This is a genomic window from Litoribacter populi (assembly GCF_007483685.1).
Taxonomy (GTDB): domain Bacteria; phylum Bacteroidota; class Bacteroidia; order Cytophagales; family Cyclobacteriaceae; genus Litoribacter; species Litoribacter populi.
In genome coordinates this window covers 1,553,383-1,575,309 of the sequence record NZ_VMKN01000001.1, presented here as the reverse complement: position 1 = coordinate 1,575,309, position 21,927 = coordinate 1,553,383, and the positions used below count along the sequence as shown (strand labels likewise).

At 41.8% G+C, this 21,927-nt stretch carries 21 protein-coding genes; 11 read left to right on the top strand and 10 right to left on the bottom strand.

Going from position 1 to position 21,927, the window contains the following annotated elements; all coding sequences use genetic code 11:
• Positions 1-12: 12 nt before the first annotated feature.
• The gene (locus tag FPL27_RS06945) at positions 13-552 is read right to left on the bottom strand and encodes an inorganic diphosphatase (protein WP_143960398.1); all 540 of its coding nucleotides are present in this window, start codon (positions 550-552) and stop codon (positions 13-15) included.
• A gap of 157 nt (positions 553-709) precedes the next feature.
• On the opposite strand from FPL27_RS06945, the gene FPL27_RS06940 reads away from it, so the two are divergent.
• Complete coding sequence (locus FPL27_RS06940; RefSeq protein ID WP_143960397.1) at positions 710-1,408, top strand: SIMPL domain-containing protein; 699 nt, start codon at positions 710-712, stop codon at positions 1,406-1,408.
• Here FPL27_RS06940 and FPL27_RS06935 read toward each other — a convergent pair.
• From FPL27_RS06935 to FPL27_RS06920, 4 genes are read right to left on the bottom strand one after another with little or no spacing between them, the layout of a single operon-like run.
• A complete protein-coding gene (locus tag FPL27_RS06935; RefSeq protein ID WP_143962101.1) occupies positions 1,398-2,510 on the bottom strand; it encodes a hybrid sensor histidine kinase/response regulator in 1,113 nt (370 codons plus the stop codon). The genes FPL27_RS06940 and FPL27_RS06935 overlap by 11 nt on opposite strands.
• Positions 2,510-4,648 carry a 7TM diverse intracellular signaling domain-containing protein gene (locus FPL27_RS06930; protein ID WP_143960396.1) on the bottom strand — a complete coding sequence of 713 codons (2,139 nt, stop codon included), beginning with the start codon at positions 4,646-4,648 and terminating at the stop codon, positions 2,510-2,512. Before FPL27_RS06930 ends, FPL27_RS06935 begins: the two co-directional genes overlap by 1 nt.
• On the bottom strand, positions 4,645-5,346 hold the full coding sequence (locus tag FPL27_RS06925) for a hypothetical protein (RefSeq protein ID WP_143960395.1): 702 nt from the start codon (positions 5,344-5,346) through the stop codon (positions 4,645-4,647). The genes FPL27_RS06930 and FPL27_RS06925 overlap by 4 nt, the downstream gene beginning before the upstream one ends.
• A complete protein-coding gene (locus tag FPL27_RS06920) occupies positions 5,343-6,443 on the bottom strand; it encodes a ThiF family adenylyltransferase (protein WP_143960394.1) in 1,101 nt (366 codons plus the stop codon). Before FPL27_RS06920 ends, FPL27_RS06925 begins: the two co-directional genes overlap by 4 nt.
• 259 nt (positions 6,444-6,702) lie before the next feature.
• Here FPL27_RS06920 and FPL27_RS06915 point away from each other — a divergent pair, with 259 nt between their 5' ends.
• Positions 6,703-7,173, top strand: coding sequence for a response regulator (locus FPL27_RS06915; RefSeq protein WP_185974317.1), 471 nt, complete (start codon positions 6,703-6,705; stop codon positions 7,171-7,173).
• On the opposite strand, the gene FPL27_RS06910 is transcribed toward FPL27_RS06915, so the two are convergent.
• From FPL27_RS06910 to porX, 3 genes are read right to left on the bottom strand one after another with little or no spacing between them, the layout of a single operon-like run.
• Positions 7,170-8,384 (bottom strand): alanine dehydrogenase, encoded by a 1,215-nt coding sequence (locus FPL27_RS06910; RefSeq protein ID WP_143960392.1) that lies wholly within the window; start codon positions 8,382-8,384, stop codon positions 7,170-7,172. The genes FPL27_RS06915 and FPL27_RS06910 overlap by 4 nt on opposite strands.
• Positions 8,374-8,808, bottom strand: coding sequence for a tRNA (adenosine(37)-N6)-threonylcarbamoyltransferase complex ATPase subunit type 1 TsaE (gene tsaE, locus FPL27_RS06905; protein WP_143960391.1), 435 nt, complete (start codon positions 8,806-8,808; stop codon positions 8,374-8,376). Before tsaE ends, FPL27_RS06910 begins: the two co-directional genes overlap by 11 nt.
• Before the next feature lies 1 nt (position 8,809).
• Positions 8,810-10,369, bottom strand: coding sequence for a T9SS response regulator signal transducer PorX (gene porX / locus FPL27_RS06900; protein WP_143960390.1), 1,560 nt, complete (start codon positions 10,367-10,369; stop codon positions 8,810-8,812).
• 66 nt (positions 10,370-10,435) lie between these two features.
• On the opposite strand from porX, the gene FPL27_RS06895 reads away from it, so the two are divergent.
• The 6 genes from FPL27_RS06895 to FPL27_RS06870 are packed head-to-tail and all read left to right on the top strand — an operon-like array spanning position 10,436 to position 16,089.
• Positions 10,436-11,656 carry an HD domain-containing protein gene (locus tag FPL27_RS06895; protein ID WP_143960389.1) on the top strand — a complete coding sequence of 407 codons (1,221 nt, stop codon included), beginning with the start codon at positions 10,436-10,438 and terminating at the stop codon, positions 11,654-11,656.
• A 27-nt stretch (positions 11,657-11,683) separates the two neighbouring features.
• Positions 11,684-12,706 carry a UDP-3-O-(3-hydroxymyristoyl)glucosamine N-acyltransferase gene (gene lpxD, locus FPL27_RS06890; RefSeq protein ID WP_143960388.1) on the top strand — a complete coding sequence of 341 codons (1,023 nt, stop codon included), beginning with the start codon at positions 11,684-11,686 and terminating at the stop codon, positions 12,704-12,706.
• Between the two features lie 52 nt (positions 12,707-12,758).
• Positions 12,759-14,153 carry a bifunctional UDP-3-O-[3-hydroxymyristoyl] N-acetylglucosamine deacetylase/3-hydroxyacyl-ACP dehydratase gene (locus FPL27_RS06885; protein WP_143960387.1) on the top strand — a complete coding sequence of 465 codons (1,395 nt, stop codon included), beginning with the start codon at positions 12,759-12,761 and terminating at the stop codon, positions 14,151-14,153.
• Positions 14,150-14,929: an acyl-ACP--UDP-N-acetylglucosamine O-acyltransferase gene (lpxA, locus tag FPL27_RS06880; RefSeq protein WP_143960386.1), complete on the top strand. Its 780-nt coding sequence runs from the start codon at positions 14,150-14,152 to the stop codon at positions 14,927-14,929. The genes FPL27_RS06885 and lpxA overlap by 4 nt, the downstream gene beginning before the upstream one ends.
• A gap of 1 nt (position 14,930) precedes the next feature.
• Positions 14,931-15,566, top strand: coding sequence for an ABC transporter ATP-binding protein (locus tag FPL27_RS06875; RefSeq protein ID WP_143960385.1), 636 nt, complete (start codon positions 14,931-14,933; stop codon positions 15,564-15,566).
• 46 nt (positions 15,567-15,612) lie between these two features.
• A complete protein-coding gene (locus FPL27_RS06870) occupies positions 15,613-16,089 on the top strand; it encodes a hypothetical protein (RefSeq protein WP_235893383.1) in 477 nt (158 codons plus the stop codon).
• A 73-nt stretch (positions 16,090-16,162) separates the two neighbouring features.
• Here FPL27_RS06870 and FPL27_RS06865 read toward each other — a convergent pair whose 3' ends face one another.
• On the bottom strand, positions 16,163-18,553 hold the full coding sequence (locus FPL27_RS06865) for an endonuclease MutS2 (RefSeq protein ID WP_143960384.1): 2,391 nt from the start codon (positions 18,551-18,553) through the stop codon (positions 16,163-16,165).
• 3 nt (positions 18,554-18,556) lie between these two features.
• Positions 18,557-18,895 (bottom strand): DUF4296 domain-containing protein, encoded by a 339-nt coding sequence (locus FPL27_RS06860; protein ID WP_143960383.1) that lies wholly within the window; start codon positions 18,893-18,895, stop codon positions 18,557-18,559.
• 107 nt (positions 18,896-19,002) lie between these two features.
• Between FPL27_RS06860 and FPL27_RS06855 the strand changes: the two genes are divergently transcribed.
• The 3 genes from FPL27_RS06855 to FPL27_RS06845 are packed head-to-tail and all read left to right on the top strand — an operon-like array spanning position 19,003 to position 21,803.
• A complete protein-coding gene (locus tag FPL27_RS06855; protein WP_143960382.1) occupies positions 19,003-19,881 on the top strand; it encodes a DUF58 domain-containing protein in 879 nt (292 codons plus the stop codon).
• Positions 19,874-20,770 carry a hypothetical protein gene (locus tag FPL27_RS06850; protein ID WP_235893382.1) on the top strand — a complete coding sequence of 299 codons (897 nt, stop codon included), beginning with the start codon at positions 19,874-19,876 and terminating at the stop codon, positions 20,768-20,770. Before FPL27_RS06855 ends, FPL27_RS06850 begins: the two co-directional genes overlap by 8 nt.
• Complete coding sequence (locus FPL27_RS06845) at positions 20,757-21,803, top strand: vWA domain-containing protein (RefSeq protein WP_143960381.1); 1,047 nt, start codon at positions 20,757-20,759, stop codon at positions 21,801-21,803. Before FPL27_RS06850 ends, FPL27_RS06845 begins: the two co-directional genes overlap by 14 nt.
• Positions 21,804-21,927 lie beyond the last annotated feature (124 nt).

Below are 21,927 nucleotides of genomic sequence, written 5' to 3'. Positions count from 1 at the left end.
CGGGCTTATTTATTATTTATTTGTTCGGAAGTTTTTGTCGTAAAGTTCTATACTTTCCAGAATGATTCGTTTAGCATCTTCCTTACCTAAGAAATCTTCAACCTTAACTTCCTTGTTTTCCAATTTCTTATAGTCCTCAAAGAATCTGTGGACTTCCTTCATTAAGTGAGGAGGTAGCTCATCGATGTCATCAATATAGTTTACCGATTGATCATCAGCAGCTACGGCAATAATTTTATCATCTGCTTCCCCGCCATCGATCATCCTCATCACACCGATCACTTTGGCTTTTACCAATGTCATGGAAGGAATATCAATTTGGGAAATAATCAATATATCGAGTGGATCGTGGTCATCGCAGAAGGTCTGTGGAATGAAACCATAATTAGCTGGATAGTGTACAGCTGAAAACAATACCCTGTCTAAAAGCAACATACCGGTTGTCTTGTCCAGTTCGTATTTGCCTTTACTACCTTTTGGGATTTCAATTACTCCGGTCACAAATTCCGGTGCATCTTTACCTATCTGCACATCGTGCCATGGATTTATCATATCAAAAACTTTAAATTTCAAAATTCAAATGGAACGCAAAATTACGGCCATTTAACCTGTTTCCAAAGTAATTATTTGCTATTTTGTTATATATTTTTCAATAAAACCGTAGCATAACCTTTCACGTTAGCGTCTTAACTACAAAACAAAAATAATCATGAGATCTGCCTTTCTATTCCTTCTCCTCATCCTGTTCATTTCAACACCTTTGCTTGCCCAGACAAACCAAATTGAGGTAGAGGGTCAAAGTGAGATCAAAGTTAAACCAGATCAGGCGCTTCTTCAAGTCAATTTGCAGTTGAAAGCCATGCAGGCCTCCCAAGCATCACAGGCTCTTAATAAAAAAACAAACACTATCATCTCAAATTTGGATAAAGCCGATATTAAAGAAATGGAAGTTTTCACTAGCAACTATTTCGTCAACATCAACCGTCTATATCAAAAAGGCACTTCTAAGGATAGTGGTTACGTAGCTTCCCAAACTTTGAATATAAAAGTGAATGAACTGGAACAGTCACTGTTTAAAGTGATGGAGGTGTTGGGCGAGTATGATGAATTGAATTACTCCGTTAGCTTTCAATTGACAGACGATCTTAGAAAATCTAAGGAAGAGGAACTATTGCGCTTGGCACTGGACGATGCCAAACGTAGAGGAAATACGATTGCTGATGCCATGGACTTGGGTAATTTAACTGTGCAGCATGTGCAGTATAAAAGCCAGGATAACTTTTCAAGACCGATGATGCGGATGTCTATGGACGCTGGAATGGAAAGCGCCAAAGCCTCCCCGGTCCTTCTACCTGAAGAGCAAACTTTAAGCGATAAAGTCTTAGTAACCTTTGGGTTTAAACAGTAACAGGGGATACTGGGGTTTCCAAAAGGTTTGGTAATTCAACCTTTACATGAGTGCCTTCACCCACATTGGATTGAAGATGAATATTGCCTTTCATGAGTTCAACAGACTCTTTTACCATATAAAGCCCTATACCAGAGCCTACATTCTGCTGAGTAGCACGTTGGAAGAGATTAAACACTTCTTTTTGAAGTTTTTCATCGATCCCTATTCCATTGTCAAAGACATCAATCACGGCTTCTTTATCAGTTACCACCACCGTGATTCTTATCTTTTTATAAGGATTATCTTTTTTCTGAAAATTAAAGGCATTTCCAAAAAGATTATTCAAAATTACTCTAAGCTTGGAATCATCAGTTTGAAAATCAAATTCCTGAGTCACCTGGAATTCAACATTTACCTCTTCTAGGTCCCATTTTTCTTGATATGCAGCAAATTGTTGGTTGAGCACCTTATTGAAATCAATCGGGACCACCTTGTTTTCAATTTTGGTGGATCTATAAAAATCAAGCATCTTATAGATGAAATCGTCCAGCTTATCTGTAGCATGATCAATCATGCTGAAGTAATCAAGAATTTCTGGATCCTTAACTTCCAACTTGGCAAGCTTAGAAATGCCTGAAATACTCATCAAAGGACCTCTCAACTCATGCGAAAGGCTATAGACAAACTGATTCATTTCGGTATGCACCTTTTTCAGTTTGTCGTTTTTATCCTTTAATTCTTTTCGTGTGAAATATATTTCACCGGCATTATAAATAGCGTTTTTGATCTGCTCAATATTCCAAGGTTTATCGATGAATCTATAGACTTCACCTTTATTGATGGCATCGATAACAGATTTGATATCAGAATATCCTGTAAGCAGAATGCGAATGGGTTTGGGATTTATCGCAATAAGCTTTTCAAAAAATTCCACACCGGTAATATCAGGCATGCGTTGATCTGCAATGACTACTTGATACTCCTCAAGCTTAACCATCTCCAGACCAGCTTCAGCATTGATTGCCGTATGGACAATAAAGTCTTTTCTCAAACTCGCTTTAAAAGAGTTCAAGTTATTATCTTCATCATCAATATATAAAACCTTAATCTTTTCGATTATCATATCATGTCAGATTCTTGATGTACAGGAAGCCTAATAATAAAGGCAGTACCAGCATCTGGACAGCTTTCCACTTCTAGTGTCCCATTATGTTTTTCAATAATAGTAAAAACTATTGAAAGTCCAAGACCAGTGCCTTTACCCACTGGTTTGGTAGTAAAGAAAGGTTCAAAGATTCTGGCTTTAACCTCTTCAGGGATGCCTGGACCGTTGTCTATTATTTCTATTTTGACAAAATCATTCCCGTCCATCGAGGTTCTGATGATGATTTCTGGGTTTGGGTTCTTATCTAAATGCTCAGTAAGGGCATGAACAGCGTTGTTGACGATATTCATGAATACCTGGTTGATTTTACCCGCAAGACATTCCACCATCGGGATTTTACCAAAATCTTTTACAATTTGTATCTTGTTGGACATACTGCTATTCAATAGCACAAGCGTACTACTGATCCCAGCATGTAGATCAACTTTCTTAACATCTTGTTCATCCACCCTGGAAAACAACTTCAACCCTTTTACAATTTCTACAGTCCGCTTTGCCCCGTCTTCCATTCCTTGAAGCAATTGGTCAATCTCACCTTTCACATAGTCAAGTTCGATTTCATCTTCCAACCTTTTCAAGGACTTGAGCGTCTCTTCGGAGAACTCCTTTTGCCCCTTCTCTCTATAAGCTTCCATGATTTCAATAACATCGGCGACATCTCTTTTTAAAGGATTGACGTTCGAGCTTACAAAGTTGATTGGGTTATTAATTTCATGAGCAACACCAGCAGTCAATTGACCAAGAGAAGCCATCTTTTCTTGATTCACCAATTGCGTCTGGGTGTCCTGAAGATTTTTCAAAGTTTTTTCAAGTTCCTCAGTACGACTGTGTACCTTTTCTTCAAGCATGGAGTTTTGTTGCTTCACCAAACGCTCGTTTTCCTTTAAGGCGGCAAGTTTTTCAGATTGTTCCTGTTCTTTTTCTTTCTTTAATATATTGATCCTATCTGCTAAGGCCAAAGAGAGCAATATTGCTTCGCAAGCTGTACCGGCAAGCATTGGGAAATTGGCATATCCATCCAAATTAATAACACCTAGATTTTGAAGAATAAAAATCACCAATCCAACTAAAAACAATCCCCAGGCTATTAAGAAATATACAGCAGGTCTGAAACCCTTTTTCACTAATATAATTCCCGTTGTCAAGAATACCGTTACAATGGCTAGTCCATTAAGATCTGTTAGGAAATAGCTCATCTCTACCAATCCTGACAATCTCAATACCAAAGTAAGGGCATAAGAGCCCATTAGGATCAATAAGATTTTGTCAAGTACTGGAACATATTCTTTTGTTTTAAGAAAAATCCTAACAAAAGGTATCCCAAATAAGCTCGCAATTACAGTAAAGCCAATTATACTCACTTCATATAAGTAGGCATTTTCACCTAGGAAGAAATAATAGGTATATCCCATAATAGACAATTGGGCCAACCCTATGAAAAGTATGTAAAGACAATAGTATAAATAAGCCTTATCCTTTACCGAAAAATATAAGATTAGATTATACATAAACAAAGCTAGCATAAGCCCCATATATATACTCACAATCAGTAATCTATGGCTGTAATCCTGAAAAAAACTAAACTTGGGGGAAATAGTAACAGTAAAATTAACCGGAACTTCAGATTGAAACTCTGCAACCAAGTAAGGGCTATCCCCTTCTTCAGTGAGGATCTCATAAATAGGGTTAGGGTGCTTGAAAGGGTTGCTTTCCTTAGTAAGATTGCCGGCATTGGCAACCAGTCTCTTTTCCCCGTTTTCGCCAATTCTGTATAAATGAGCTTTTCGAAAAACTGGAGAATTAAACTCCATGATAGAATGCTTGCCATAATTTGGGTAGTCGGACAGGTCCATCAATATGGCAAAGTCCTCCTTAATCAACCCTAAATCGACTTTATTAATCTCTTCAAACTCCCTATGATCTCTCCAAACTCCTGCTTCAAATTCCTCTTGGGTAAGCACTTTTAGCTGGTTAACTTTGTGTTCATGAACTGGTTTGAAATCCTGTAAAAACAAAAACAGGAGAATAAAAACCAAGAATACTACGCCGAAGCTAATAAAAACATTTTTGTTGCTATCGTAAAACTGTTTCATACACGTACCGTGGGTATTTTCAGGTCAAACAAAACTTCCATTTCTCCCTTTGGCCCTTTTTCTACCAAATGGGTCAGCCCCTCTCGTCTTACATTAAATACAAATTCTCTTTCCTTTTCTTCTGCAAAAGGGATATTCTCTACATCATCAACATGCATTACGGTTGCAACTAAATCCTCTTTGGGGTAGAAAAATGTCCCGTCATTGCCTAACTCTTTTATAACCGTATAGCCCACTTTGCTGGAAATTTTCACTGTAACAGGAGAGCAAAGCCCAAACAGTTTTTTGATGTTTAGTTGAGAGGCTATTGCAACTCCAATTCGAACTAGATAGATGCTACCTATACCATACCCGGCCACCTCTTTACTATTCCAAAGACCGCAAATTTCAGCGGCTTCACAGTCGCCGAATTGAGACATGTACTCAACAATCGATGTATCAATTTCGTAAATGGCATTTTCAAAAGGAAGGGGAAACCCCTCACTTCTTAACTGCACTCTACCACCGCCCAATACTCTGGAATCCTCTATTGACTCAAACAAAATCAAATAGACATTTGGGTTGGAAGCCCAGGAACTGTCCGCAGAAGTCACTTTTGTTACCCCATATGACTCCAACACCCGGTGATGCCCTTCTATGTATTTGGTGGTAGCCTCAAGATCTTCCACTGCTCTTACCACCCTTACTCTTACTTTCATTTATTTCCAGATAAATATTGATCTATATCTATATAAAATCTCCCAGAAAATTGAGATTGCCCTAACAAAATCGACCGGCTAATATGCGCACAGGCAGCGCCTCCCAATAATACCGAACTTGCCAACTGAGGCCAGGTGGTTATCGTTTTGCCTATTTCACCTATACTTAGCTTTGCTCTTGCCGAAAGCTGTTGGAAGTCCACTAGACTTGAAAAGTACTCTTGCCCTTTGGAATTTATACCATCAACCAAAGTAGATTCTTCCCCAAATCCCTGTAATTTCCCATGAAATATAGGCCTTTCTCTTTCCAAATCAAATCTTTCTATATCAATCATTCCTCGATCACTTGTATCCATCATCACTGGGACACCTAAAGATTTGGCTTTCAATCTACTGGTAAGCTTTACATGCAAACTGTCGCATTCCTCAATTAATAAGTCCAGATTACCTCCCTTTACAAAAAACGCATCCATATTCTCAGAAGTAAGTCCTTCCTCAAACAAAATCACCTTTAAATAAGGGTCTATTTCTGCAATCTCCCTAGCCACGATTCTAGTTTTAGGCTCGCCCAAATTCACCACGCTGGTTCTGATTCGGTTCATATTGCTCAGTTCCAAGGTATCAAAATCAGCAATTCGTAACTCCCCAAAACCGCGCTCCATAGCCAAACTCAGAGCAACACTTTGCCCTACAGACAACCCAACAACACCTATTTTCTTGGTGGAAAGAGTGTCCTGTTCCTGTTGAGTTATCTTGAATTTGTTTCTTGAAGTCCTTAGGTGGGCAAAATCCTTTTCCTTCAACAATACTGTGACCGTATTTCTCCAAGGATAATATACATAATTAAACAATGCTGCCTTGGAGTGTTTAGCCAAGTACTCGATGGCTTTATGAGCCAATACTTCGGGGGAAAACTTTTCTGTTGGGTTATTGATTTTCACCAATTCCTCCACCTGGCATTGGGAAGTATCGGTTAAATTGATGTAGGGTTGGGCCAAAAGTTGATCAATTCTAGCCTGATCAATAGTGGATTGAGGGTCCAAAATTATCGCCTGGTACTCTACTTTATTACGCGTTGGGGCCAAAATACCTTCCATGAATTGCACTTTTTGTAAGCTGATATGGCAGTAAAGTTATATTTTAGAAGTGATATTTTTATAGATTTCACACAATAATTTATTTAAATGGCCAAAAATGCATTTCACACCCATCTTTACCCTCTTTTGCTATAATAATATTTCAATTTTAGGCCTTTCTTAAAAATTATTTCAAAAGGTTCAGGCGAATATCTGAAGGCAAATTCAAAATTTTCTCTAATTTAGCAACCAAATCCCAAGCGAAGATCAATTACGGATAATGGAAGAAGTAAACGAAAAAATACGAGTCCTCTATGTGGACGATGAGGTGAACAACCTTCAAGCTTTCAAAGCAACCTTCAGAAGGAACTATCAGATATTTCTTGCTGAATCTGCAGAAGAGGCGAGGAAGCTCCTTGAAAACCAAACTGTTGAAATCATCATTACCGATCAGCGAATGCCCAATGAAACTGGTGTGGAGTTTTTGGAATCTATCATTCCTGACTTCCCCGACCCAATGCGCATCTTACTGACTGGTTATACCGATATCCAGGCAGTAATCGATGCGATCAACAAAGGACAGGTTTACCACTACCTGACCAAACCATGGGATGAAGATTACATGAGAACAGTTGTAAAAAATGCTTTTGAAGTTTTTGACTTAAGGCGCAAAAATGACCAGTTGACTAAAAGCCTTATCAAGGCCAATGATCAACTTGAATTCCTATTAAGACAAAATTTACTTTCCTAATAACGTGCGGCTAGTAATAGCTGTAACTCTTTGTGAGACATAGAGAACTTCCTGGCCAAGTGAGCATTGGTCAGGCTGCCTCTATAGGTATACACGCCTTTCATAAACCACTTGTAGTTAAATATCATCTCTTCGGCCCCACCCAGATCGGCCATTTGAAGGAGAATGGGTGTGAAAATATTGCTCAATGCCACAGAGGCGGTCCTTGCAACCCTTGAGGCTATGTTTGGCACGCAATAATGAATCACATCATATTTGGTAAATGTGGGGTTATTGTGCGTAGTCATCTCAGATGTTTCCACACAGCCTCCTTGGTCTATGCTCACATCAATAATAATACTCCCTGGCATCATGGCTGCGACCATTTCGTCGGAAACCACCACCTTGGTCTTCCCTTTTTCAGCTCTTAATGCTCCAATCACCACATCAGCCTCTTTCAATGCCTGACCTAAGGTGTAATTATCAATCGTGGAGGTATATACTTGCTGACCAAGCAACTGCTTTATTCTACGTAATTTATATATATGGTTATCAAAAATCCGAATTGTTGCGCCTAATCCCAATGCTGTTCTTGCGGCATATTCAGCCACCGTACCAGCCCCGATTATCACTACTTGCGTAGGCGGCACCCCTGTGATCCCACCTAGAATCAGGCCTTTCCCATCATTGACACTGCTAAGATACTCAGCAGCTACTAGCATGACGGTACTTCCAGCAATTTCACTCATAGCCCGGACTACTGGCATCCCTCCTACCTTGTCCTCTAGGTTTTCGAATGCTACTGCAGTCACCTTCTTTCTATTGAGAGCATGGATATAGTCAGCGTTTTGTTTCCCCAACTGAAGAGCGGAAATCAAGCAGGCGCCTGGCCTCATCATGGCTATTTCATTCTCTTTTGGAGGTTCCACTTTGAGTACAATTTCTGCATCGTAAGCTTCTTTAGCTGTGTAAACAACCTTGGCTCCTGCGTCTGAATAATCCCTGTCTGTAAATTTAGACAGTTTGCCAGCATTGGTTTCCACCATTACCCGTTGCCCATTGTTAACCAATAGGGCCACGGCCTCAGGCGTAAGAACTACACGCTTTTCTTGAAAGGCCACCTCGCGGGGCAAGCCTATCATAAGCGAATTGTTGGACTTTTTAACTTTGGCTAATGCCTCTTGGGGATAAATCCCCGCCTGCTTAGTGATCTCCGCCATTTTAGCTCCCATCCCTAACTGTCTTTATTTTAAGGTTTCGTTTACCGGAGGGGTCCATACTGATACTTATCAACACAAAATCCTCTGGAATATATTCAGCAATTTTTTCGCCCCATTCTATCCAACATGGATTACCGCTATAAAAATAGTCATCTATTCCGATTTCCAGTGCTTCATCCGCATCCTCAAGTCTATAAAAATCAAAATGATAAAACAAGGCACCCCTCTCGTTTTGATATTCATTGACAATGGAAAAGGTGGGGCTACTAACATTATCCACCACTCCGTACTGCCGGGCGAGCTCTTTAATTAAAGTGGTTTTACCAGCACCCATATCCCCCTTGAAAACCCAAATGAGGTCATCCTTGCAGATGTCAATCAATGCTTGGGCTACCTTGGGTAATTCCTGCAGGCTCTCATAATTAATTTCTTCCAAATCAATATTTCTTCGGTGTAAGATGGACCAAAGGCACAATCACTTCCTCTAGCGATACCCCGCCGTGCTGGAAGGTGTCCTTGTAGTAATTTACGTAATAATTGTAATTATTAGGATATGCAAAGAAATAATCTTCTACGGCAAAAACATAACTTGTCGATACATTAAATTTTGGTAATTTGGCATCTTCTGGTTTTCTGATCTCGAAAACCTTCCCGGATTCAAAATTAAGGTTCTTACCTTGTTTATACCTAAGGTTGGTGGTTACCGTACGGTCACCGATAATCTTATATGGCCGGTGTACCCTTTTGGTGCCATGATCGGTGGTGATTACTACTTCTGCGCCAGCATCACTGATCTTTTTAAGTAACTCAAATAATGAGGAATGCGTGAACCAACTTTCAGTTAGGGAACGATAAGCCGATTCATTCGGAGCCAATTCCCGTATCATTTTCATGTCCGTCCTAGCATGGGAAAGCATATCCACGAAATTGTATACCAACACATTCAGGTCATTGTTCATCATGTTGGGAAAAGCTTCTAATAATGCCTTTCCCTGATGGGCTTGGAGAATTTTGTGATAACTGCTCTTGATATTCAGTTTGTTTCTCTGAATGTTCACATTCAAAAATTCTTCCTCATGGTTGTTTTTGCCCTCATCGGTATCCTCCCCTTCCCAGAGATCGGGGTGAAACCGAGCCATATCCATTGGCATCATACCACTGAATAGTGCATTTCTAGCATATGCGGTCGTGGTGGGCAAAATACTGTAATAAGTTTCATCACTCTGCACCACAAAATGAGTAGATAGTAATGGTTCAATCACTTCCCACTGGTCAAGGCGGAGGTTGTCGATAACAATAAAAAATAAAGGTTTGTCTTCCTGCAGTTTAGGGAAAACTTTTTCTCTCATCACATGGTGTGAAAGTAGGGGTTTATCTATGCCTTTTTCGTTGAGCCAATCGAGGTAATTTTCCTTAATGAACTTGGCAAAGTTGGCGTTGGCTTCTGTTTTTTGTGTATCGAGCACTTCCTGCATGCTCTTATTCTCGGTTTTGTCGATTTCAAGTTCCCAATATACCAGCTTGGTGTAGATTTCAGCCCATTCATCATGGTCGATGGCATCATTATAAGCCATACTGATATTTCTAAAATCTTGCTGGTAACTAAGGTTGGTTTTCTCTGTGATAAGCCTTTTATTCTGAAGAATCTTTTTGACAGAAAGCAAGATTTGATTAGGGTTGATGGGCTTGATCAAATAATCGGCGATTTTTCCCCCAATCGCATCATCCATAATATGCTCCTCCTCACTTTTGGTAATCATTACCACCGGTGTCTGCGGTTTCAAAATCTTGACCTGCTGGAGGGTTTCCAGACCTGTCATCCCGGGCATCATTTCATCTAAAAATATCACGTCAAAATTGCTTTCCTCTACCTTTTCCACCGCATCCACTCCGCTGTTGACGGTAGTAATTTCGTAGCCTTTTTGTTCCAAAAACATGATATGGGGTTTCAGCAGATCAATTTCGTCATCAGCCCAAAGGATTTTGAATTTTTGCATATTGTTTGGTTTATATCTTTTAAAATTATAATTACTTTTGTTTTTACTCACAAAAAATAAAGGCCATTGAACAGCCATAAAATACTCAACGATCCTGTCTATGGTTTTATAACCATTCCCAGCGAACTCATTTTTGCCATCATTGATCACCCCTACTTTCAAAGGTTACGTAGAATCAAACAGCTGGGTTTGACGGATTTCATTTATCCCGGGGCTTTACATACCAGGTTTCACCACGCTTTGGGTGCCATGCACCTAATGAGCATCACCTTGGACAATTTACGAAATAAAGGCCATGAAATTAGCAATGAGGAATATGAAGCTTCCCTAATCGCCATACTACTACATGACATAGGCCACGGGCCATTTTCCCATGCCCTTGAATTCAGCTTGCTCAAGGACATACACCACGAAAAGCTTTCCCTGCTAATCATTGAAGCCTTAAACCAGGAATTCAACAACAAACTGGAACTGGCCATCAAGATCTTTACCGGGAGGTACGAAAGGAAATTTTTCCATCAACTGGTCTCCAGCCAGCTGGACATAGACCGACTGGACTATCTCCAACGTGACTGCTTCTTCACTGGGGTGTCCGAAGGCACCATCGGGGCAGACAGGATCATTAAGATGATGAACATCAAAGATGATGCCTTGGTCATCGAGGAAAAAGGAATTTACAGCATTGAGAATTTTCTAAGTGCCAGAAGACTAATGTATTGGCAAGTCTACCTGCACAAAACCACCGTGAGTGCCGAAAAAATGCTCATCAATTTAATCTCCAGGGCAAAAGAAGTTCAACAATCCGGCGTTAACCTTAATGGCACCGACGAACTCATCCATTTGCTTAAATACGATTACACTGTAGAAGATTTTCAAAATTCACGGGAACTGCTCAATATTTTCACCCAGCTTGATGACTTTGACATCTGGGGTGCGGTCAAATTGTGGAAGTCCAATTCAGACTTTGTGCTGAAAAGTATTTCTAACATGTTTCTGACCCGCAACCTTTTCAAAATAGACCTGGTCAGCAAACCTTTTGAGAAGGCACACCTAGATGAAATGAAAAGAAAGACCATCGAAAGGCTTAACATTCCAGAGGAATATCTCCCTTACTTCTTTTCTTTCGGAAGCATCAGCAACAATGCTTATGTGGCCAAAGATAGCATCCTGATCTATACAAAAAAGGGCGAGGTAATCGACGTGGCACAGGCGGCAGATTTGCCAAACATCAAAGCCATGAGCAAAATTGTAAAAAAGTATTACGCTTGTCGAGCCAAAAAAATTTAACTTTGAGCCAACTTTAAAATAATATCCATGGAATTTACCATCAGTCAAGTAGCTGAACTTTTGAATGGCAAAGTAGAAGGCGATGGTTCTCAAAAGGTAAGCAGACTGGACAAAATCCAAGAAGGCAGCCCTGGGGGAATCAGTTTTCTTTCCAATTTGAAATACGAAAACCACCTTTACACCACCAATGCGAGTGCGGTGATCGTGGCCGACAATTTCCAGCCCTCCAAGGATTACACTACCACTCTCATCAAGGTAAAGGACCCTTATACGGGTTTCACCCAGCTGCTGGAAGCCTATGAGATGATGATAAAAGAAAACAAGATAGGTATCGAACAGCCTTCTTTCATGGATCCCACCAGTACCATGGGTGAGAATTGCTACCGTGGAGCATTTTCCCACATCGGGAAAAATACCAAGATCGGTAATAACACCAAAATCCATCCGCAAGCTTTCATCGGGGACAAGGTAAGTATTGGGGATAATTGTAATATTTACTCCGGCGCCAGAATACTCAACGATTGCGTTATTGGCAACAATTGTGACGTACATTCCAACTCTGTAATCGGTGCTGATGGCTTTGGATTTGCTCCACTGGCAGACGGCACTTATAAGAATATCCCACAACTGGGGAATGTAATCCTTGAAGACAACGTAAGCATCGGAGCCAACTCTACTTTGGATAGGGCCACAATGGGGTCCACTGTTATAAAAAAAGGCGCCAAAATTGATAACCTAGTCCAGATTGCCCATAATGTGGTGATAGGTGAGAATACAGTAATTGCCGCCCAGGCCGGAATCTCAGGCTCAACCGAAATTGGAAAAAACTGTATTATTGCAGGGAAAGCCGGAATTGTTGGGCACTTAAAAATAGCGGACAACACCACCATTGGTGCAAATACGGGTATTTCCAAATCGATCCCAAAACCTGGCAGCACCCTGTTGGGATACATGGGAATGGACCTGAAAGAATTTCTAAAAGCCTATGCTGTTTTCAAAAAATTGCCGGAGCTTCAAAACAAATTGAAAGATCTAGAAAAAAAACAATAAATTTGGAGTCAAATCCAATAGAATTTCGACCCTTCGAAAAGAAATATTCTGAATGAAAGTTAAACAGCATACCATAGGAAAACAAGTATCCGTGTCCGGAGTGGGCCTACATACAGGAGTAGTCACCAACATGACTTTTACCCCTGCCCCACCTAACCACGGCTATAAATTCCAAAGGACTGACTTAGAAGGCCTTCCCATCATCGATGCCGATGTGGACAATGTAGTGGACGTATCAAGAGGCACCACCCTCGAGCAGGGAGGAGCAAGGGTATTTACCGTTGAGCACGTTTTGGCAGCATTGGTTGGTCTTGAGATTGACAATGTTCTTATACAACTTGATGGACCCGAGCCCCCAATCATGGATGGCAGCTCCATACAGTTTATCAATATCTTGGAAGACGCTGGTTCGCAAGAGCAAAATGCATTGAGAAGGTTCTTCGAAGTTCCGGAAAGCATACACTACCGAGACTCAGAGCGGGAAGTTGAAATGGCTGCCTTGCCATTGGATGACTATAGGGTTACAGTGATGGTGGACTACAATTCCCCTGTTTTGGGAAGCCAGCATGCCTCTATTACCGACATCAGCCAGTTCAAAAATGAAATTGCCTCCTGTAGAACTTTCTGTTTCTTGCATGAATTGGAAATGCTTTACAACCAAAACCTGATCAAAGGCGGAGACTTAAACAACGCCATAGTGGTGGTGGATCGAGTGGTTGAAGAAGCAGAACTGGCCAATTTAGCCAAAATGTTCAACAAGCCTAAAGTTGAAGTTCGCAAGGAAGGCATTCTAAACAATGTGGAGCTTCGTTATAAAAACGAACCTGCAAGACATAAATTATTGGACGTAGTGGGTGACCTTGCCTTGGTCGGAAGGCCTTTGAAGGCCCAGATTCTTGCGGCCCGTCCTGGCCATGCGGCCAACGTGGCTTTTGCCAAAAAGCTCAAAAGAGCAATGGAAAAAAGCGGCCCAAGTCACATACCACATTACGATCCAAAATTGCCTCCTGTGTTGGATATCAACCAGATCAGCAATATTTTACCACATCGATACCCATTCCAGTTACTTGATAAAGTCATCTATTTAGACGATACCGTAGTGGCGGGTGTGAAGAACGTGACAATTAACGAACCGTTTTTTATGGGGCATTTTCCAAACAATCCAGTGATGCCTGGAGTACTCCAGGTGGAGGCCATGGCACAAACTGGTGGAATCCTAGTACTAAGCACTGTTGATGATCCCGAAAACTACTGGACCTACTTTTTAGGAATTGAAAGTTGCAAATTTAGAAAGATGGTACTTCCTGGCGACACCCTAATCTTCAAATGTGAGCTCTTGGCTCCAATCAGACGAGGGATCGCCAAAATGAAAGGCGAGGCTTATGTGGGGAACACATTGGTCTGTGAAGCCGTCATGACCGCAAGTATCGTAAGAAAAGAAGCATGATAAGTAAGCTAGCGCATATAGATAAAAATGTAGTAATCGGTGAAGATGTAACGATAGACCCTTTTACCTGCATTCATGAAAATGTTGAAATCGGTGAAGGGACTTGGATAGGTTCAAACGTAACCATCTACCCAGGAGCAAAAATCGGCAAGAACTGTAAAATTTTCCCAGGCGCGGTAATCTGCGCCATCCCCCAGGATCTCAAGTTTCAAGGAGAAGACTCTACCGTGGAGATAGGTGACAACACTACTATTAGGGAGTGTGTGACCATTAGCCGTGGTACTCTGGACAAAAGAACCACGAAGGTTGGGGCCAATTGCCTGATCATGGCTTATGTACACATCGCCCATGACTGCTTTGTTGGCGACAATGTAATCATAGCCAATTCTGTACAAGTGGCAGGCCACGTCACTATCGATGACTGGGCTATTGTGGGCGGAAGCAGTGCCATCCATCAGTTTGTTAAGATCGGCATGCATTCCATGATTTCAGGTGGATCACTTGTTCGAAAAGACGTGCCTCCATTCACAAAGGCCGCCAGAGAACCACTTAGCTATGCAGGGGTCAATTCACTAGGCTTAAGACGCAGAGGTTTCTCTAGTGAAGCCATCAGCCATATCCAAGAAGTGTACAGATATTTGTTCCTCAACAGTCTGAACAACAGCCGCGCTCTGGAAGAAATTGAAATCAACCTACCGGCAACAAAGGAAAGAGACGAAATTGTCAATTTTATCCGTACCTCCGAAAGAGGAGTGATGAAAGGATATTTCAATTGATATGATCAGCATACAGCTAGACCAGGCTGCCAAGAGATTCCAATATGACTGGATTTTCAAAAATGTCAGCCTGGTTTTACCTTCTTTTAGCAAAACTGCCATCACCGGCAGCAATGGATCAGGGAAATCCACTTTTTTGAAATGCCTGTCCGGACTAATACCTTTGACGGAGGGAAAGATAACTTACCAATTAGAAAACCAAACTATCTTGGAAGATAGCTTTTATAAGCATCTAACCTTGAGTGCTCCATATTTGGAACTTCCAGAGGAGTTTACCCTATTGGAATTTCTGGATTTTCATTTCAAATTTAAAAACAAAATCTCTGGATTATCTATCGCAGACATGTTGGAGCTGATGTACTTACAAGAGCACAAAAACAAACAAATCCAATTTTTCTCAAGCGGTATGAAACAGAGATTAAAGCTGGGTATGTGCTTTTTCTCAGACTCCCCCCTGATGCTTTTGGATGAACCTACTTCCAATTTAGATGTGAAGGGAGTTAATTGGTATCTGGATATGGTGAAAAAATTCGGTGATCAGAAAACCACCGTGATTTGCTCCAACGATGAGAGAGAATACAGTTTCTGTGACCAAATCCTATCAATAGAAGACTATAAGCTTAATAAGCAGCTTTGATTTTTGTCGGGAATAGTTAAATTTACAGCACAACAATTTTGTACTTATGATCAAGCATCTACAAAAAGGCATTTTGGCACTTATTATTTTGGCTGCAGCCTCCGCATGCGGAAGCGAAACTCCTGAACCAGACGTAAAAACACCAGAAGAACTGGCTACTGAGGAATTGGCCAACGATGGCACGGCCACTTGGTCTGTGGCGCAAGGTGGATCTGTCACCAAAGATGGCGACAACCAAACCGATTTGTTTAGCGAATTCACCATCACCTTCAATGCCTCTGGCCAAAGCCGTACTTATAGCACTTCAGAGGGACAAGGGATCTTCGATGCTTCCGGCAACTGGTCACTAACCGGCAACAACCTTGACCGCGTGATTCTAACCGGGGAGCAACCAGCATCCGGCGAAGAAATACAATTTACCCGCAACCAAGACAACCTCCGCCTCACCTTCTCCATTCCACTTCCAAACGCTCGCACCAATGCAGTTGCAGGGTCATACGTTTTTGAATTGACAAAGGAGTAGCTTACTGTCATTATTCATCATTCTAAATTCATCATTCATCATTAAACCCAATGATGAATGATGAATTCCTCTTCTATTGCTTCAACGTCACCAACGTAACTCCCGCTCCTCCTCTATCAGCATGCTCATCCTCAAAAGATGACACACTTTCCATATGTCTGAGCAGGTTTCGTGTAATGTCCCTTAGAATACCATCTCCTTTTCCATGGACAATGCGCAGATCTTTCATGCCTAGCATAAAACCCTCATCGATGAATCGTTCCACCAAAGGTAAGATCTCCTCTCCTCTTTTCCCCCTCAGATCAAGATTGACATTAAACTCCCTCATGGCAGCCGAAGTATCATAGGACATCCGCTTGGAAATTGCTTTCTTTTCCTTTTTAACCTCCGTGTTGCTGATTTTTTCCAATCTGCTAAGCTTTACATTGGACTTGAGCTCACCTATGCTGATTTCTACATCTTTGTTTTTAATGGAAATCACCTCGGCTACTGCTCCATTGTCCTTCAAACGAACATGGTCGCCTGCTTGTATTTCTCCACCGACAACCTTTATCTCCGTACTGCTGGCGGCTTTTTGCTTTTCTGGCTTGACCACCTGCTTGTGTTGCTCAAGAGTGGCTCGAGCTTTTTTAGTGACTTCTTTATCTGCTTTGCTTTCTCGAATCTCTCGGATGGTGGCTTCTATTTGCCTGTTGGTCTGATCCAAAAGCTGTTTGGCCTCCACTTTGGCCTGCTGTACGATTTCCTTCTTATTCTTTTCCAGCGTCTCCTTCAACTGGGAATACTCCTCCATCCTTTTGGTGAGCAACCTGTCCTTTTTTTGGGTTTCCAGAAGTAGCCTATCATATTTGTTCTTCTCTGCTTCTACCTTATTGAGCAGTTTATCATACCTTACTCGCTCTTCCCCGATTTTCTCCTTGGCCTCCTCGATTATATCCTTTCGGATGCCGATTTTCGAGGCTATTTCCAAAGCAAAAGAACTACCTGGCTTACCTACCTCCAGCTGATAAAGGGGCTCCAATTTATCAACATCATATCGCATGGCTCCATTGACCATTCCGTGATGCTTGGCGGCCACCTGCTTGAGGTTGCCATAATGCGTGGTCACAATGCCATAGGCGCCGGTGTTGTTCAAGGCTAACAAGATAGCTTCAGCGATCGCTCCCCCAAATTGAGGTTCGGTCCCCGTCCCGAATTCATCGATGAAGAAAATGGTTTTCTTGTCGGCAAACTGAGTGAAATACTTCATGCTCATCAAGTGGGAGCTATAAGTACTCAGGTCATTTTCTATATTTTGCTCATCACCAATATCAATAAACAGATTGCTGAATATGCTGAATTTGGAGTGGGGATCCACAGGGATGAGCAATCCGCACTGCACCATGTATTGCAGCAGAGAAACGGTTTTCAAAGTCACCGACTTACCTCCAGCATTCGGCCCAGAGATTACCAAGAGTCTTCTGTTATGGTCGAGCTGTATATTGAGAGGTGTTATCTTTTTCCCCTGTTGGGCCAAGGCAATCTCTAGAAGCGGATGTCTGGCATTGTACCATTCGATCACCTTGGCTTTTTCATATTCAGGCTTGCTGCCATTGACCTTGATGGCAAACCTAGCCTTGGCTCGGATGAAATCCACCATACCCAAAAACTGGAATGCCTTTCTCAGATCGGGAATAAAGGGTCTTAATGTATCGGTGAGTTGGGTGAGGATCTTGGTAATCTCCCGCCTTTCCATGTACTCCAGTTCCCTAAGTTCATTGTTAATATCCAGTACTTCGGCAGGTTCTAGGTAAACTGTCTGCCCAGTGGCTGATTCATCATGGACAAAGCCCTTGATTTTCCGTTTGTTTTCGGCAAGCACTGGCATCACCATTCGGCCACCTCTTATAGTCAAGGAAGCATCATCAGGACAATAGCCTTTTGCTTTCGCTTCTCTGAAAATCCTATCCAGCACTTTTCTCAGCCTATTTTCTTCATAAAGGATCTGCGAACGGATAAGCGACAATTCCTTTGAGGCATTGTTCTTCAACTTTCCCTTTTCATCAATCACTCGTTCAATAGCTTTTAACAAAGTATTGTCTAAAGTGACCATCCCCACTAGCTGAAAAAGGTTAGGATATTCTTCCTGATATTTCTCCAAAAAGGCGGTGCACCCCTTCAAGGTAATCAAGGACATTTTGATATCATGAAACTCATCCTCATAGAGGAAGGTCCCCTCAATCTTGGCCTTTTCCAAAAAGGGGTAAATGTTGAGAAAGTTGGATGCTGGAAACATTTCCCCCGAGATAATGATCTGGCGAAACTCCTCAGTTTGGTCAAGAAGTTTTTGGATCAGCTTAGGGTCTTTCGAAAAGGAAATCTTGGAAACAAAATCCACCCCCAGAGGGCTGGTACATTCGGCCTTGATATGTTCTTTGATCTTGTCAAAGTCAATCTTATGTTCAAGGCTTTGAGGATATAGCATATATTATTGTTCTCCTATATTTTGTTTGACTGTCAAAGAATCGATCACCCGGGCATAAAGCTGCTCCATCTTGGCGGCATCCCTAAGGTAATATTGCAGATTCTCCACGTAAACTGAATCAGCCACCCCATGTTTCTCGAAAACTCGGTGTTCCAAGTAGGGATAGACTTTTTTGGAGGAATCGTATGAAATGGGCAAAGCACTGGATATGCCTTCCACCATGTGAATATCCATCATGATAGACACCATTTGATCCTCACTTAGTAACTGTTTTGGTCTGTCACCGTTGCCACAGGAAAGGGCAAACACGGCCAGCACCAGAATTATTATCAATCTATTCACCCTGCAAAATTAGCCATTTCAAACGAATTTAAATAATATGTTACCTCTTACACGTTTTATTATTCAAATGAGTGCGTTAAATTTAGGCCTCAGGAAAAAAACCTCGAATGAAACACCTGCTTAAAAAGCTCCGGAAATATGAAATCATGCTCCGAAAAGTGGCCAACAACCACTTACAGGGGGATTATAGGTCTATTTTCAAAGGTGCAGGTCTAGAGTTTGACGACCTCCGCCCCTACCAGTACGGCGACGATGTAAGGACTATTGAGTGGAAAGTATCGGCAAAAGGGCACGGAACATTTGTTAAAACTTTTAAAGAAGAGAAAGATCAGTCCGTAATTTTCCTACTTGATGTCAGTGGATCCCAAAATATCGGAGCCAAAGGCAGAAAAAAAATTGACTTGGGAAAAGAGATCGCCGGGGTACTTACATTGGCGGCACTTTACGAAGGCAGCCAGGTCGGTTTAATTTCCTACAGTGACGAAAAAGAACAGGTGGTCCTCCCCGGTAAAGGCCAACGCCACGGGGTCAAGATCATTCGCGCTATTTTCCAACATGAAAACAAGAGCCTCAAAACTGACCTAAATTCCATGTTTACATACACCTTGAATATGGTCAAGAAAAGAAGTATCATCATTGTAATCTCAGATTTTATAGATGAGGGCTACGAGCGCACCCTTAAAGCCATGGGTGAGAAACACGACGTTGTAGCCATCCAAGTGACCGACCCACGGGAAACCATGCTTCCATCATTGGGAATTATCCCCATTTATGACAAAGAGGAAGACAAAACCACCTGGGTTAACACCGCCTTTCGTACTTTTTCTAAAAAGATATCCTCCACCTTTACTGAGGAAAGAGAAGCTATTAGCGACCTATGCAAAAGACACCAGATCAACTACTTACCCATTGACACTCAGCAGGACATCGTTTTGCCATTGATTGAATTGTTCAAGTACCGAAATAAAACCAGGAAACGTGGGTAAGCAGCATCCATTTTTGTTCATCATTGCCTTTCTTTTCCCTTTCATGCTTTCCGCACAGGATGTGCTAGTTGAAGGGTATTTCCGTCAAGATTCCGCCAAACTCGGTGAGCGGGTGGAGTATGTGCTCAAAGCCACTTACCGTCCCACCCAACAGGTGATCTTTCCAGATTCCTCCTTTAGGTTTGAGGACATGGAATACTTGGGTAGGAAAACTTTTGTCACCGATACACGTGACACACTTACTAGGGACAGCGTAATTTACTACCTATCCAATTTCTCTCTGGACCCTGTTCGAAATTTCACAATGCCCGTGTATGAGGTTCTGAAATATGACAGCTTAGAATATTTTCCCGAAGAGGATGAGCTAGCACTCATCTTAACCTTGCCGGAAATCCCTCCGGCTCCAACCTTTAAAGACAACGACACCTATCAGAAGATAGATAGGGAATTTAATTATCCTTATCTCTACATTGCCTTATCCATTATTTTGGTGCTGACAATCGTGATCTATTTTGTGTTTGGTGATAAAATATACAACCATTGGCTGGCTTGGTTGGAAAGACAAAGATGGAAAAGGTTTGAAAAGAAATGGGAAAATGTCACCTCAACTTTCATCTCCCAACCCACTGCTCCACATGCAGACAATGTGCTGGGACTTTGGAAAAGATATCTTGAATTGGTCACTGATCGACCTTATCAGGAGTGGACATCTACAGAGGTGGCAATCGATCTTCCGCGGGAAGGCATACTAGAAGACCTGCGGAATATAGAGTTGATCATCTATGCGGACCGCAAAACCGAGCAATTGCCGTCCATTTGCCAAAACCTGAAAACGGATTGCCGTAACATGTACAACAAAAAAATAGAACTGATCCATGAACGTGAATAATATAAGCGACATGCTTTCATGGCATTGGTTTACCCCAGAAACCCTACGATCTTTCGAATGGGAAAACATCTGGGCACTGCACCTGATCTGGATCATTCCGGTTCTTATGCTATTGAGGATTTTCATCAAATTCTTGAGAAACCCTTCCCTTGAGCTTACCCTGCCAAAAAGTGTGGCCCATAGTAATCCTTGGACCTATCTTAGACTAATCCCAACGTTCTTTTTTATGTTGGCCTTGTGGATGGTAGCTATTGCCTTAGCTCGCCCCCAACGTACCAATGAGCGTGTGGAGCAATCCACGGAGGGTATTGACATTATGTTGGTGCTTGATATATCGGAGTCCATGGACTTGCAGGACTTCAAACCCAACCGACTAGAGGCTGCCAAGGAGACCGCTATTGAATTTATCGAAGGTCGCAGAGGTGATCGTATCGGCATGGTAATTTTTTCGGGAGAAGCTTATTCCCTTGCACCATTGACAACGGATCACGCTATGCTCAACGATGTGATCGGTGATATCAGTTTTGATATGATGGATGCTAAAGGTACAGCGATTGGCAGTGCCCTAGCCACTGCAACCAACCGGATGAGAGAATCCGAAAGTGTAAGTAAGGTGATGGTATTACTCAGTGATGGAGACAATAATGCGGGCAATGTTGATCCTATCTTTGCCGCTCAACTTGCCGAGGCCATGGATATAAAAATCTATACTATTGCCGTAGGAAAGGACGGGATGGTGCCTTATGGTACTGACTTCTTTGGTCGTCCCCAGATGATCGAAAGTTACCTGGATGAGACCACTCTTCGGGAGATAGCCCAAATCGGCGGAGGGCAGTTTTTCCGTGCATCTGATGACGGTGCCCTGGACAATATTTTCGACCAGATCGACGAATTGGAAAAGGCTGAAATAATCGAAAACCGCTACAAAGAAACCCAGGATTACTACCGGGCTTACCTTATGTGGGCTTTTGTGTTCCTGTTTCTTTGGATGATGCTGAAAAGTAGTTTTGTGAATAACTTCTTGTTGGATTAAAAACTGGCACAAAGTACCAGGTACCAAGTACAAAGTACATCGGAGGATAGACTGCTGTATTAAGTCCTTTTGGCCTTACATTTCTTCATTATTCATCATTCATCATTCATTATTCATCATTTCG

What these genes read in the sequence shown, in the direction of transcription:
- FPL27_RS06945 (WP_143960398.1), bottom strand. Translation starts at nt 552, where the DNA reads ATGATAAATCCATGGCACGATGTGCAGATAGGTAAAGATGCACCGGAA.
- FPL27_RS06940 (WP_143960397.1), top strand. Translation starts at nt 710, where the DNA reads ATGAGATCTGCCTTTCTATTCCTTCTCCTCATCCTGTTCATTTCAACA.
- FPL27_RS06930 (WP_143960396.1), bottom strand. Translation starts at nt 4,648, where the DNA reads ATGAAACAGTTTTACGATAGCAACAAAAATGTTTTTATTAGCTTCGGC.
- FPL27_RS06925 (WP_143960395.1), bottom strand. Translation starts at nt 5,346, where the DNA reads ATGAAAGTAAGAGTAAGGGTGGTAAGAGCAGTGGAAGATCTTGAGGCT.
- FPL27_RS06920 (WP_143960394.1), bottom strand. Translation starts at nt 6,443, where the DNA reads ATGGAAGGTATTTTGGCCCCAACGCGTAATAAAGTAGAGTACCAGGCG.
- FPL27_RS06915 (WP_185974317.1), top strand. Translation starts at nt 6,703, where the DNA reads ATGGAAGAAGTAAACGAAAAAATACGAGTCCTCTATGTGGACGATGAG.
- FPL27_RS06910 (WP_143960392.1), bottom strand. Translation starts at nt 8,384, where the DNA reads ATGGGAGCTAAAATGGCGGAGATCACTAAGCAGGCGGGGATTTATCCC.
- porX (WP_143960390.1), bottom strand. Translation starts at nt 10,369, where the DNA reads ATGCAAAAATTCAAAATCCTTTGGGCTGATGACGAAATTGATCTGCTG.
- lpxD (WP_143960388.1), top strand. Translation starts at nt 11,684, where the DNA reads ATGGAATTTACCATCAGTCAAGTAGCTGAACTTTTGAATGGCAAAGTA.
- FPL27_RS06885 (WP_143960387.1), top strand. Translation starts at nt 12,759, where the DNA reads ATGAAAGTTAAACAGCATACCATAGGAAAACAAGTATCCGTGTCCGGA.
- lpxA (WP_143960386.1), top strand. Translation starts at nt 14,150, where the DNA reads ATGATAAGTAAGCTAGCGCATATAGATAAAAATGTAGTAATCGGTGAA.
- FPL27_RS06875 (WP_143960385.1), top strand. Translation starts at nt 14,931, where the DNA reads ATGATCAGCATACAGCTAGACCAGGCTGCCAAGAGATTCCAATATGAC.
- FPL27_RS06870 (WP_235893383.1), top strand. Translation starts at nt 15,613, where the DNA reads ATGATCAAGCATCTACAAAAAGGCATTTTGGCACTTATTATTTTGGCT.
- FPL27_RS06865 (WP_143960384.1), bottom strand. Translation starts at nt 18,553, where the DNA reads ATGCTATATCCTCAAAGCCTTGAACATAAGATTGACTTTGACAAGATC.
- FPL27_RS06855 (WP_143960382.1), top strand. Translation starts at nt 19,003, where the DNA reads ATGAAACACCTGCTTAAAAAGCTCCGGAAATATGAAATCATGCTCCGA.
- FPL27_RS06845 (WP_143960381.1), top strand. Translation starts at nt 20,757, where the DNA reads ATGAACGTGAATAATATAAGCGACATGCTTTCATGGCATTGGTTTACC.